16 protein-coding genes and 1 pseudogene are annotated in these 12,140 nt (G+C 62.5%); all 17 read left to right on the top strand.

Annotated features, from left to right (window positions below):
- The first annotated feature begins 4 nt into the window (after positions 1 to 4).
- Positions 5 to 169 (top strand): hypothetical protein, encoded by a 165-nt coding sequence (locus tag ACNFCJ_RS20855; protein WP_416773390.1) that lies wholly within the window; start codon positions 5 to 7, stop codon positions 167 to 169.
- A gap of 193 nt (positions 170 to 362) precedes the next feature.
- Complete coding sequence (locus ACNFCJ_RS20850) at positions 363 to 1,559, top strand: phage major capsid protein (RefSeq protein ID WP_416773388.1); 1,197 nt, start codon at positions 363 to 365, stop codon at positions 1,557 to 1,559.
- A 53-nt stretch (positions 1,560 to 1,612) separates the two neighbouring features.
- Positions 1,613 to 1,885, top strand: coding sequence for a hypothetical protein (locus tag ACNFCJ_RS20845; RefSeq protein WP_416773386.1), 273 nt, complete (start codon positions 1,613 to 1,615; stop codon positions 1,883 to 1,885).
- 23 nt (positions 1,886 to 1,908) lie between these two features.
- Positions 1,909 to 2,337: a hypothetical protein gene (locus ACNFCJ_RS20840; RefSeq protein WP_416773384.1), complete on the top strand. Its 429-nt coding sequence runs from the start codon at positions 1,909 to 1,911 to the stop codon at positions 2,335 to 2,337.
- Entirely contained in the window at positions 2,319 to 3,155 is an 837-nt protein-coding gene (locus ACNFCJ_RS20835) for a hypothetical protein (protein WP_416773382.1), read from the top strand. Before ACNFCJ_RS20840 ends, ACNFCJ_RS20835 begins: the two co-directional genes overlap by 19 nt.
- Positions 3,106 to 3,729, top strand: coding sequence for a methyltransferase domain-containing protein (locus tag ACNFCJ_RS20830; RefSeq protein WP_416773380.1), 624 nt, complete (start codon positions 3,106 to 3,108; stop codon positions 3,727 to 3,729). The genes ACNFCJ_RS20835 and ACNFCJ_RS20830 overlap by 50 nt, the downstream gene beginning before the upstream one ends.
- On the top strand, positions 3,726 to 4,049 hold the full coding sequence (locus tag ACNFCJ_RS20825; RefSeq protein ID WP_416773379.1) for a head-tail connector protein: 324 nt from the start codon (positions 3,726 to 3,728) through the stop codon (positions 4,047 to 4,049). The genes ACNFCJ_RS20830 and ACNFCJ_RS20825 overlap by 4 nt, the downstream gene beginning before the upstream one ends.
- The gene (locus tag ACNFCJ_RS20820; protein ID WP_416773377.1) at positions 4,046 to 4,597 is read left to right on the top strand and encodes a hypothetical protein; all 552 of its coding nucleotides are present in this window, start codon (positions 4,046 to 4,048) and stop codon (positions 4,595 to 4,597) included. The genes ACNFCJ_RS20825 and ACNFCJ_RS20820 overlap by 4 nt, the downstream gene beginning before the upstream one ends.
- A gap of 2 nt (positions 4,598 to 4,599) precedes the next feature.
- Positions 4,600 to 5,184, top strand: coding sequence for a hypothetical protein (locus ACNFCJ_RS20815; RefSeq protein WP_416773376.1), 585 nt, complete (start codon positions 4,600 to 4,602; stop codon positions 5,182 to 5,184).
- 3 nt (positions 5,185 to 5,187) lie between these two features.
- On the top strand, positions 5,188 to 5,634 hold the full coding sequence (locus ACNFCJ_RS20810) for a hypothetical protein (RefSeq protein ID WP_416773374.1): 447 nt from the start codon (positions 5,188 to 5,190) through the stop codon (positions 5,632 to 5,634).
- Between the two features lie 23 nt (positions 5,635 to 5,657).
- Entirely contained in the window at positions 5,658 to 6,443 is a 786-nt protein-coding gene (locus ACNFCJ_RS20805; protein ID WP_416773372.1) for a hypothetical protein, read from the top strand.
- 190 nt (positions 6,444 to 6,633) lie between these two features.
- Complete coding sequence (locus ACNFCJ_RS20800) at positions 6,634 to 7,131, top strand: KilA-N domain-containing protein (RefSeq protein WP_416773371.1); 498 nt, start codon at positions 6,634 to 6,636, stop codon at positions 7,129 to 7,131.
- A gap of 164 nt (positions 7,132 to 7,295) precedes the next feature.
- Positions 7,296 to 8,108: a hypothetical protein gene (locus ACNFCJ_RS20795; protein WP_416773369.1), complete on the top strand. Its 813-nt coding sequence runs from the start codon at positions 7,296 to 7,298 to the stop codon at positions 8,106 to 8,108.
- Positions 8,109 to 8,144: 36 nt separating this feature from the next.
- Complete coding sequence (locus ACNFCJ_RS20790; protein ID WP_416773367.1) at positions 8,145 to 8,480, top strand: hypothetical protein; 336 nt, start codon at positions 8,145 to 8,147, stop codon at positions 8,478 to 8,480.
- Between the two features lie 202 nt (positions 8,481 to 8,682).
- Entirely contained in the window at positions 8,683 to 10,719 is a 2,037-nt protein-coding gene (locus ACNFCJ_RS20785) for a hypothetical protein (RefSeq protein WP_416773366.1), read from the top strand.
- Positions 10,720 to 10,757: 38 nt separating this feature from the next.
- Complete coding sequence (locus ACNFCJ_RS20780) at positions 10,758 to 11,261, top strand: hypothetical protein (RefSeq protein WP_416773365.1); 504 nt, start codon at positions 10,758 to 10,760, stop codon at positions 11,259 to 11,261.
- 3 nt (positions 11,262 to 11,264) lie between these two features.
- Positions 11,265 to 12,140, top strand: a pseudogene (locus ACNFCJ_RS20775) (hypothetical protein); the annotation flags it as partial.

Raw genomic sequence — 12,140 nt, 5'->3', positions numbered from 1 at the left:
GCTAATGGAAAACTCGCCTGCCCCTTATTCGCCGAAAGATCATGCGGACTCTTGGAGAAAAAGAGCGAAGGCCGCGCTGCTAAGCAATTCATCTCTATCTGTACGCAAAAAGCGTTACGAGTACGCAATGAGTAAGGCGCTGGAAATAGAAGGCAAGGAGTTGAAATGAGCCCAGCAACTAAGGAACTCCACGAAACACTTATCCGGCTGATTAAAGGCTGTATCAGCGCCTGGGAAAAGTGGTTGAACAAACAGCAATAAACACACCGAATCGCCTCGCTAGTCGCAACGCTGAATAGCCGCACGACCAAGACGCCTCGCGAAAGCCGCCTCACGGCGGGAACTTTCCCGAGGAAAATGTCATGGTCGATACCGCAAAGCTCGAATCCGAGTACAAGCAAATCACTGCCAGCCTTGAAAAGGTTGGCGATCAACTTAAATCTCAAGCCGAAGCAACTCAGAAAGAGATCGCCCGCACCGGCGAGATGCACGCAGAGACCCGCGCCAAGGTCGACGAGATGCTGACCAAGCAGGGCGAGCTGCAGGCCCGCCTGCAGGAGGCCGAGCAGAAGCTGGTCAATGCCGATAAGCGCGGCAGCGCGCCTGAGCGTCCGAAATCAGCCGGTGAGCTTGTTGCCAGCTCCGAGGACATGGAAGGCGTCAACAGCTCCTTCCGTGGCTCGCGCCGTATCGCTGTGCCTCGCTCTGCGATCACCTCCGTGGATACCAATGGCGGCAACCTGGTTGGCAGCGAGCGTCGCCTGGGCGTTGTGCCGGCTCCCGAGCGCCGCCTGACCATCCGCGACCTGATCGCCCCCGGCACCACCGGCAGCAACAACGTCGAGTACGTGCGCGAAACCGGCTACACCAACAATGCCGCTGCGGTAACCGAGGGCGGTCAGAAGCCGTACTCGGATATCGAGTTCGAGCTCGACAACGCCCCGGTGCGCGTGATCGCCCACCTGCTCAAGGCCAGCCGCCAGATCCTGGACGACAACCAGGCGCTGCGCAGCTTCATCGACGCCCGCGCCGAGTACATGCTGAAACTGGCCGAGGAAGGCCAGTTGCTGTACGGCAACGGTAGCGGCGCCAACATCACCGGCCTCATCCCGCAGGCGCAGCAGTACGCCGCGCTGACCGGGGTCAGCGTTACCAAGGAACAGCGCATCGACCGCATTCGTCTGGCCATGCTGCAGGCGACTCTGGCCGAGTTCCCGGCGACCGGTATCGTGCTCAACCCGATTGACTGGGCGCTGATCGAAACCCTCAAGGACGAGAACGGCAACTACCTGATCGGGCGCCCGCAAGACGGCACCGCCCCGCGTCTGTGGGCGCTGCCGGTTGTGGAAACCACCGCCATCCAGGCGGACGAGTTCCTGGTCGGTGCGTTCGCTCTCGGCGCCCAAATCTACGACCGCATGGACGTAGAGATTCTGGTCTCCACCGAGAACGACAAGGATTTCGAGAAGAACATGGTCACCATCCGCGCTGAAGAGCGCCTGGCCCTGGCCGTGTATCGCCCCGAAGCCTTCGTCACCGGCTCGCTGACCGCGACCTGATCCACAACCCTCGAAACGGGCCGGCATGCCGGCCCGTTTCTGTTGAGGTGACCATGACTGATGTACAGATCAAACCGCTGCGCTCCTATCAGGACGGCGGACAGATTCGCACTGCGCGCAGCCCGGCCTATGTCGTGCCGCTGCGCCATGCAAAACAGCTCGAGGCGCGTGGCTTGTGCACCATTCTCGAACTGGAAGAAGAGGCCCCAAAGCCTGGGGCTGGCGCACCGTCGTCTGCATCGCCAGCGGCCCCAGCCTCACCGCAGACGACTGCGAGCGGGTCAGGCGCTGGCGCCAGGAAGCCACGCAAGAAGGTCGCCGAGTAGTCTGCGTCAACACCACGTTTCGCATGACGCCCTGGGCGGATGCTGTTTTCGCTATCGACCGCGATTGGTGGAAGCAGTACGGCGCCGAGGTTCAAGGCCTCGCCTGTGAGCGCCTGTCAATGCGGCTCAACCGCCACGGCGCCAAGCCTGCAGGTATCGGCGAGCACGGCAACTCCGGGGCTGGAGCTATATCGCTTGCTGCTCTGCGTGGCGCCACGCGCGTGATCCTGCTGGGCTACGACGTGCAGTACACCGGCGGCAATCGCCACTGGCACGGCGATCACCCGCGCAACCTTGGTAACGCCGGTTCCATCTCCCAATGGCCTGAGCACTTCGAGAAGGTGGCAAAGGCTCTGCCAGGCGTGGAAATCATCAATTGTTCACGCGAGACGGCGTTGCGCTGCTTCCCGCGCGAGAGGCTGGAGGTGGCGCTTTGTTCATCCTTGGCATGAAGGGGCTGGGCGACAACATCTATCAGCGCGCCTTCGTTCGACAGATCCGCCGGCCGGTCTTTCTCGAGACGCCATGGCCTGAGCTGTACCAGGACATGCCGCATGTGGAGTGCGTCAGGCCCTCAACCAAGCTGCGCACCCAGGCCAAGAACATCGCCAGGCAATCACGCTGGGCCAGGCCGCCAATGGGCGGTGCGCAGAAACATATTCGCTACGGCGCATCCGGCATCTACGCCGGCATGCGCCAATGTTTTCGCCTGGAGCCGGGCCTGCTTGACCTGCCCGACTTCGGCCCATCGCCGGTATCCGGCCGGTACGTTGTCGTACGGCCAGTAACAGTTCGAGAGGAATGGCGGGCGGATGCTCGCAACCCATTGCCGGAATACGTCGCCGCCGCTGCCGAGCATCTGCGCCGGCGCGGCTACCAGGTTGTTTCGGTGGCTGACCTGCAGCCCGGCAAGGAATGGGCGCTGGAGCCTCTGCCGGCCGCTGATATCCGCTACCACGCAGGCGAGCTGCCAGTTGATCAATTGCTGGCGCTGCTGCAGGGCGCTACCGCCGTTATCGGCGGCATCGGCTGGATCGTGCCGGCTAGCATCGCCGCCGGCGTGCCAGCCTGGATCGTATGCGGCGGGCAGGGCGGCTACAACGCGCCGGAACTGATCACCGATCCGGCTATGAACACCGAACACATCACCTTCGCGGTGCCCGACAACTTCTGCCGGTGCACCGAGCGTTCCCATACCTGCGACAAGAGAATTGCCAACTATGACCAGCGCTTTGCCGAATGGGCTGACCGACTGCCTGCTGTGGTCTGAAGAGTTGGGCATGGGCTTCCACCCGCGCCAACCTATCGACTACAGCGGCCCTTACTTCGAGAAGTACCAGGCGCTGGACGCTACGCCGATGGGCGAAGCGCTGACGCGCGCGCGCGTCGAAATGGTTGCGCGCCATTGCCAGTCTGGCGTGGTGGATATCGGTATCGGTGGTGGGCGTTTTGTGCTTGAGGCCGATTGCTGGGGTTACGACGTAAATGCCGAGGCAGTTGCTTGGCTTAAGTCCCGCAATCGCTACTTCGACATCTACGCCAACGCCACGGAAGCGATCTGCTGCTGGGACAGCCTCGAGCACATTCCCGAACCTGAGAAACTTCTGGCCCAGGTTGGCGAATGGGTTTTCGTCTCCATGCCCATCTATCTGAGCCAGTGGGATTGCCTGCGCAGCAAGCACTACAAACCCGGCGAGCACCTCTGGTACTGGACGCAAAGCGGGTTGATCGCCTGGTTCGCGCGCCAGGGCTTCGGCTGCGTCGAGGCCAACGAGAAGGAATCCGAACTCGGGCGCGAGGGCATCACCAGCTTCGCCTTCCGCCGTTACGGTGACCGGCCATGACTACTGAAGTGATCGGGTTGCCAAGCGTCGAAGACCTCAAGCGCCACCTGCGCATTCGTCACAGCCTGGATGATGCCGACCTCGAAGAGAAGCTGGGCGCCGCCGTTGACACCGCCAGCCAGTTCATCAACCGCCCAATCCCCTGGGAGGATGAAGAAGGAGAACCGGTCGCCGTGCCCAATAGCGTTCGCTTGGCCATCCTGATTATCGCAGCTGAGCTCTACGCCAACCGCGAGGAATCAGTGGTCGGTCTGACCTACAGCAAAATTCCCAAAGCCGAAAACATGCTGCACTTCTACCGCGTAGGGCTCGGCATATGAGAGCAGGACGCCTGGATATCCCCGCCGAGCTGCTGGAGCTTCAGCAGGATCTGACCGTGCGGTGCCTGGACTGGCTGTGGTTCAGCATCAACAGCAAGGAAAGCGCCGATGTTCCGGCCCATACGGGTCTGCGCTCACCTGCCAAGGTTGCTGTACGCGGATGGTGGGACGAACGCTTGCGTGCCGGTCGCTACCTGCGCAGCGATGCTCGGCTGTTCCTGATCGACGACGTGCGGGACTTTACCGGCCAGCGTGCCGAGGTGGCCATCACCTGCAGCGAGCTGGTCGGCCAGGCCGGGCATTACCTGCCCGCTGATGGCGTGCCGCGTTGCTGCCGGGTGCATCTGACGCATGAAGCGCCGTACCGCGATGAGCTGGGCCAGGTGGTCAGCTATATGACGCGGGCTGAGGTGGCGATTATCGAAGTGGGGCGGCCGCAGGCTGGCGACCAGCTGCGCGTCGAGGGCGATCTGTATGTGGTTGCCAATTACGCAGACGACACCGACGACGGCGTTGTGAGGGGCTTATGGCTGCAGCCGGTGGAGTGAACATGAATGTTCGCCTGGTTGGTCGTGAAATGGCCCAGGCGAGGCTGGCGGCCATCGGCCGCAGCGTTGAGCCGGTCGCGCGCGGTGCCGTCAACACCACTGCTACACGCACGCGCGCTGAGCGCTATGTGAAGCCGCTGGCCGGCACCATCGACGCGCCGCGCCTGCGCCGTGCGCTGCGGGTGAAGCGGGCGAACAGTCGGCGCATGGATGCCCGGATCATTCCTTCGAGCTCTGGCGTGCTGGTGGTGAACTACCGGCAGTGGGGCTTCGATGTCATCGACGCCACGCGCGCCCGGATCTGGGTAGCTGGGCCGGGCGGGAAGAAGGTTGCCGCCGGATTCGTGAACCCGTCCAGCCGCCAGCGGCTGCCGCTGAGCACACGCAGCGGCAAGACGGTGCAAACCAAAGCGGGTGGCCAGCGCACCTATGCCTACCAGCGCGCCCTGCAGCTGGCCCAGGGGCCGAGCGTGGCCTACTGGTTCCGGCAGTTCACGGACGCCGGGACGATCCGCTGGACCAACATCTTTCTGCAGCAGGAGTTCGAGCGCCGCATCCGGCGTGAGATCGCCAAATACAGCAGGTAACCCATGGCCCTTTTCCCCAACGTGGCCGCTGTGACAGCGGCGGCGCAGGAGCGGCTTGAGCTGATCAAGCCGAATTCAGGCTTTTACACCGACGTGCAAGCCGTGTTCGTCGCGCCTGGAGTGGCGAAAGACAGCGCGCCCTACATGCACGTGCTGCTGCGCGGCGGCAATGACCGGCTGATCGGCTGGGCACGTCCGCAGGCTATTCGCGTGCGGGAGTATGAAATCGAGGGCGTGTTCAAGAAGACGGCCACCGAGCAAGACCTGGCCAACTTCCACGTGGATGTGCTGCGCGCCTTCGGCATTGGCCAGGATCTGCCCGAGCGCAAGTTCCCGGGCCTGCTCGATGAGGAAGGCGACGAGGCGGAATACCGCTGGGCAGTGAAAGGCGAAACCACCCAAAGCATCACCATCCGTCTGGGCATCCAGTACGTCCAGACCTACAACTGACGGCCGCCGGCCAGGAGAAACCCATGCTGCATACCCAACTGTTCCGCGGCCCGACCAAGGTTGCGGCCTACCCGACTCGCGTCTTCGAAGAGCTGTTCAAGCTCCAGAACGTGACCGTGGAGCCGGAGACGACCGAGATCACCATCCAAGACCCGACCCGCATCGGCTTGCCCGAGCTGGACGGCGTGACCTCCACCACGGCGCTGAACTGCACCGGCGAGGCTGTCAACTTCACCCCGGCCGCTGCTGCGGTGATTCTCTACGGTTCCACCGAGCGCGTGCCGAGTGGAACCGTTTCCGCTGAAGAGCATGATGCCTACGTCGACCGCACCATCATGCTGGCGAACCTGCCGCTGGTGATCAGCTCGGTGACGGGCGAGGGCGGTACCCCGGTGTACGAGCGCGGCATCGATTACGCGGTAACGCCGGGCGGCATTCATGTGCTGCTGGGTGGCCAGCTGGCTGATGACATCAACGCCGAGGCGGCGCCCAGCGATGGCGGCCTCAAGCGCCTGCCGATCGAGGTCAATTACACCTACCCGACGGTGGATGTGATCAGCCCGTTCGTGACTGGCCGCAAGTTCTACCGCGTGCTCTGGGAGCAGGTGAACGAAGCCGGCGACGGCGAGAAGCGCCGCACCCTGGCGTACTACGTGCGCATCAGCCTGAACGGTGGCCTGCCGCTGAACCAAGGCGCGGAGTTCGGCGTGATCCCGGTGCAGCTGCGCATGCTGCCCGACCCGAACATCATCGATGTGGGCGAGGCCGCCATCTTCAAGATGGAAGTGCAGAACACTGACGTGGTGTGACTCACGAGCCAAGGATGGCGCTGCTAAAACGGTCGGGAAACCGACCGATTTATTCGATTCAACTCAAGCCCTGGCGGGCCAATCCGCTGGGGCTTTTTGTTTCCGGCTGCAGCTAGGGGGCACCCGAAAGCGCCTTCCCTGGGGCGTTGCTGCGGCCGATCAATTCCAGGGCTATTGCAGGGGATATGCCATGAACAACGTCATCCCATTTCACTATCAAGGACAGCCGGTTCGCTTCAATATCGATGGCTGGATCAGCGCCACGGATGTGGCCAAGCGATTTGACAAGAAGCCGGCCGAGTGGCTGCGTCTGCCGGACACGCTGAAATACATGGAAGCGCTGATGCGCCACTTAAATGTGGGGGAATCCCACCTTTTAGTGGCGACAACGAAAGGGCGCACCGGCGGCACCTGGCTACACCCAAAGCTGGCAGTAGCGTTCGCCCGCTGGCTCGACGTGGACTTTGCTGTCTGGTGCGACCTCCACATCGATGCCCTGCTGCGTGGCGAGCTCACCGAGAAGCAGCAGCTCGACCGTGCCTGCCGCGCGCTCGAGGATGGGCGCAAGGCCGCCAGTGCCAGTGGTCGCGCTTTGGCTCAGTGGAAGATGCGCAAGCCTGCGCTGGAATGCCAGGTTGACCACTGGCGTCACCAGTTGCAGCTGACGCTTGGGCTGGAACTGGTATGAGCCAGGGAGCCTTTACCGTTGCTGTGGTCATAGTGGCGTTCGGGATCTGTGCTTTTCTCGTGCTTGCTGGTGTGGCGCTTATCCTGGCTGCTCAGTGACGGGCCGGGTTTCGGTGCTGGTGCTGATCGGCTAGAGTCTCTGCCAGGTAACTGGGAGGGAATCTGATGCAATGCCCGGCATGTAACAACGATTACGAAGTGGCTGATTTTGGCGAGCCGGCGCGCTGCCCTGGCTGTGGTGTTTATTACGAGAAAGCCATGGCGCTGAAACAGCGGAGGCTGGCCGCGCAGGCTGAAGCCGAGAAAGCCGAGTCTAGCGCTGCACCTGATTCGCTTGGCAAGCTTGCTGGGGCGCTAAAGGGCGCAAAGTTAGCTGTCAGTGAAGGTCGCCGCGAGAGGGGGCTTGAGCAAAAGAGGATTGAGGAAGCTCATTCAGTTTCAGCTGCAAGGCCGGTCGTTGTCGTGGACATCAAAATGGGCTTCTGGTCCATGGTTGTTTTTATGGTCAAGTGGGCGTTCGCTGCTATTCCGGCAATGCTAATCATTGCCGTCATTGGTGCCATGCTCTTTGGATTCCTAATCGGATTCGTGGGTGGAGTTGGTGGTTTTGGTGGACGCGCGCCTGCTCTTTCCCCGCCAGTCCAAAGCCAAGGTCCAGCAAATTTCACTCCTGAGAAGATTGTCACGCCTGTGGATATGGCCGATTCGTTCTGGCTGCTAGGGTTGAGGGAGGACGGTGGAATAGTGCATATGACCGTGCGTACTGATGCCGCCAATGGCGGTAAGCTTTATTCTGAGTTCGCCGTCAACTGCAGTTCGGGACGTGGAATGATCGTGGCAGCAGGCGGTAGCGTTTCGACAATGCAGCCAGACCCAAGAGTCAAGGGTTTCGAACCCATCAATCCGAATACGCCGCGACAGACAATCGCGGCTAGAGGGTGTCGAGGAAAACCCGGCACTCACGAGATTCTCAAGTAACCCGCTTCGGCGGGTTTTTTATTACCCGAGGGAAACATGAGCGATCTGGAAATTCTGTATCCGAAACCTGTGATCGTGCGCGTAAACGGTCGCCGCGTCGCCATCAAGCCGGTGGAGTTCCGCCACTTTGAGGCCTTCGGCAAGGCTGCCGGCGAACTGCTGACGATGCTCAGCCAGGCCAGCCCGGAGCAGATTTACGCCTGGGCGCAGCGTAGCGGCGCGCTGCTGGATGTGCTGGGCGCTTGCACGTCGCTCAGTGCCTGGCGCATCAAGCGCATGCCATCGACTGTAGCTGTTCAGCTGATGCTGCAGGTGGTTGAGGTGAACAACGATTTTTTCGGCCAAGCCCTGGCCAAGGTGGCAAGCCGGTAGGTTGGGGCGCGGTCGCGCAGCGGCTGGTCACGGCTGGGCATTCGCTGGCGGCGATTGGTGGCTACACCCTGGCGCAGATCGAACTGTTTACGGCTGCACTGGAGCGTGAAGACAAGGCGCGGATGCGTGAGGGGCTGATCGTGGCCCGCGCTGCGCGTGGCAAGCCGGACAAGTTCCGGCAGATTTTACGGGAGTTGGGCGCATGAGCCGAGTTCGCACGCAACTGGTGATTGACGGCCAGAACAACACCAAGAAGGCGTTCGATGAGGTCGACGGCTCGCTCACCAAACTTAGCGGTATGGCCGTCAAGGCGGGTGCCGCGCTGGCCGGTGCTTTGTCGATTGGGGTGCTGGCCAACTGGGTGAAGGAAAGCGCCTTGGCTACTGCGCAGATGGCGCGCATGGCCGAACTTAGTGGTTCCACTGCTGAAGAGTTTCAGCGCTGGGCCTATGCCAGTCGCACGGTGGGCATCGAGCAGGACAAGTTGGGCGACATCTTCAAAGATGTGCAGGACAAGATCGGCGACTTCCTGCAGACCGGTGGCGGCCCGATGGCTGACTTCTTCGAGAACATCGCGCCGAAGGTTGGGGTGACTGCTGAGCAGTTCCGCAACCTATCCGGCCCCCAGGCCCTGCAGCTATACGTCAGCTCGCTGCAACAGGCCAATCTGTCGCAATCCGAGATGACCTTCTACATGGAGGCCATCGCCAACGATGCCACGCTGCTGTTGCCGCTGTTGGCGAACAACAGCGCGGCTTTCAGTGATCTAGCCAGGGAAGCGGAAGACCTGGGCCTAGTGCTGAGTAATGATGCGGCGGCTGGCGCGCTTGAGTTCGAGCGTGGCCTGAATACCCTGGGCGCTGTATCGGATGGCGCCGGCAAACAGATCTCTGCCGAGCTGGTGCCAACGCTTAACGTGCTGACGGGCTTATTGGCGGATAACGCGCGGGAGGGCGGTTACACCGCCGAAATCGCCAATGTACTGTCGTTCGGGCTTAAGGTGCTGGCATCCGCTGCCATCGTGGCCGGAAATGCCTTCGGCTCGCTGGGGCGCTTTATCGGCGGCGCTGCTGCGGCCGCTGCTGCTGCCGCCAGCGGCGAATTTGCCCAGGCCGCCGACATCATGCGCGCGGTCGGTGAAGACAATGCTCGCGAGACTGGCGCTGCCATCGAGCGCGTCAAGAACCTGTGGGATGGCACCTACGAACAGCAGGGGCGGCGTGCTCGTGAGGTATATGAGCAGCAGGTGCAGCTTAACGACCAACTGGTTACGAGCAGCAAAGGCACCACCGACCAACTGAAGGAACAGTACAAGTCGGTATCCGATGAAGCCAAAAAGCGCATCCGTGAAATAACCGCTGCCGAGCGGGAGGCCAACAGCGAAGTCGAGCGCCTGCGCAAAGAGCGGCTGGATATCGACAAACGCTACAACGATCTGCGAGCCAAAATTGCAGGCGGTGGTGCTGGTGACCCGAGCTACGGCCAGGCCAACCAACTGAAGGTGGCGGCGCGCGATGCGCTGCGCAACGGTGATTTAGAGAAGGCCAGGTCCAACGCCCAGGCTGCTGCCAAGATTCTGGGGGATTTGGCGGCCTCTGGACAGAACACCTATGGCCTACAAGGGTTTGCAAACGAGCTGCAGGCTATCGAGGCGCAAGCCAATGCCATTGAGCAAACAGCGGCTGACCAGAAGCTGGCCACGCTCAGCGCGCTGCTGAAGGACTTGAAGGACCAGGCAGACATCAAGATCACTGCTGACCTGAGCCCGGAAGAGATTGCCAAGGTTCAACAGCAGATTCAGGCGCTGGCCACTGACCTCAGTTCGAAGTTCATCATCACGCCGACCATCACGCTGGGGGATGTGAGCAGCACGAATGGCGGCGTGGCGCCTGCGACCCCTCCGGCTTTCGCAACAGGCGGCAAGGTCACCGGGCCGGGCACCGGCACCAGTGACAGCATCCTGGCGCGCCTTTCCAATGGTGAGTACGTGCTGCGCGCCGCCGCCGTCAGGCAATACGGCACCGCGCTGCTGGACCGTATGAACGGGTTGCACATGCCGGCCTTCGCCGATGGGGGGGTGGTGGAAACCGTTGCTGGCATGTCGCCGCAGTTCCCCAATCTGGGCCGCATGGTGCTTGAGAGCGGGGGGCAGGAAGTGTCCGTGTTCGTTGAGCAAACCCAAGCCCCAAACATGCGCCGCCTGGCCACCAAGTTCGGTGGCTCTTCCCGTCGTAAATAGGCCCTCGTTGGAGGGCCCAACTTTTTCTGGAGCACGCTATGACTGTGGCCGTGATGCTGGGTGGCATTGCGCTTGACAAGCACGCCGGCGCGCCAGAGCAGGCCGAGCAGCCAATCGGAGGCAGCCGCGTGCTGCGCATGAGCGATGGCGCAGCGGTAAAGCAAACGCACTGGCAGAAAACCAGCGGCACCCTGGCGGGCCGTGGTGTGTACCCGGCGGGGCTGGATGGGCTGGACTACACCAACCCGCTGGAGCTGCGGGTAACGCAGGTGATGAGCATGCAGAGCGCCGCCCTGGTGTTCGTGCTGCCCAGCACGCCGCGGCCGGACCGTGCGCCCTGGGCGCTTGCTCGCGTTGACGGCCAGTGGCGCCGCACGCCGAGCACGCTGAATGCTGGAACAAACACTGTAACCGTGACCGCAGTGGCCGGCGCCGACCAGTACCGGGTGGATTGGATGCCCGTTTATTCCGTGATGGCCGAGCGGCCCGCTCGTTCGCAGAACGGCTCGTTCGATTGGTCCATCACCTGGGAAGAGGTGTAACCCATGCTGATCGGAGCTCAGCCGCTGGCCAGCGGCCCGCTTGCTGTCGCCCTGGGTTCGACCTACGAGCCGGAGTATGTGGTGCGCGGGCAGGCATTCAACTGGCGCGTGCGCCTGCTAGTGGATGGGGTAGACCTCACCAGCCAGGTTACCGGCATGATCGACGTCGACCTGGAAGAGGGCGCCGCCGGCGTTGGCGGATTCGTGCTGTACCTGCCGCCTGGGCCGGTGGTGCCGGATGACTGGAAGGGCAGGCCGGTGCAGATCGATTACATCAGCCGCGACCGCGATGGCGTGGTGACTGAACAGCGCCTGTTCACCGGCAAGATCGAAATGCCCGAGTGGGACCCAACCTGGCGCCTGCTGGCGTGCGATTGCAGCGACCAGCTGCAGCAGCGCATCGAGGGCATGACCATCGAGGCCATTGACGCGTTGATCGGTGGCCACTGGTCTGCCGACCTGTTCGAGCCGGTAACCGGCCGCAGCCGCTGGGACTATGCGCAAGAGCGCATGGAGAGCCGGGCGGCCAGCCTGGATTGCTCGCCAACCGGCGCCGTGCGCGTGACCGACTGGGCAGCCGCTGCCGTGCCGCACTTCGTGTTTGGCCCCGGCACCACGCTGTTCGAGAGCGTGCAGATTGACCTGCAGCCGCTGGGCGCGGCCACCAACCGCCTGGAGCTGGAAGCCGGCTACCGCTTCCCGCGGCTCTGGCAGCACATCCAGGGCTTTGGCTGGACGCACCCGCACGCGAGCAGCACCGGCATCCCTGGCTTCTGCCAATGGCGCACATGGACCAGCGACCTGCCCACCACCGAGATGATCGAGGACGCCATCACTGGCGCGGGGCTGACGATGGTGGGCAGAGTCGGTGGCTTCAAG

This window comes from Pseudomonas sp. NY15364, from assembly GCF_048068235.1.
GTDB classification, from domain to species: Bacteria; Pseudomonadota; Gammaproteobacteria; order Pseudomonadales; family Pseudomonadaceae; genus Aquipseudomonas; species Aquipseudomonas mendocina_D.
This window is presented reverse-complemented; position numbering and strand designations above follow the sequence as displayed.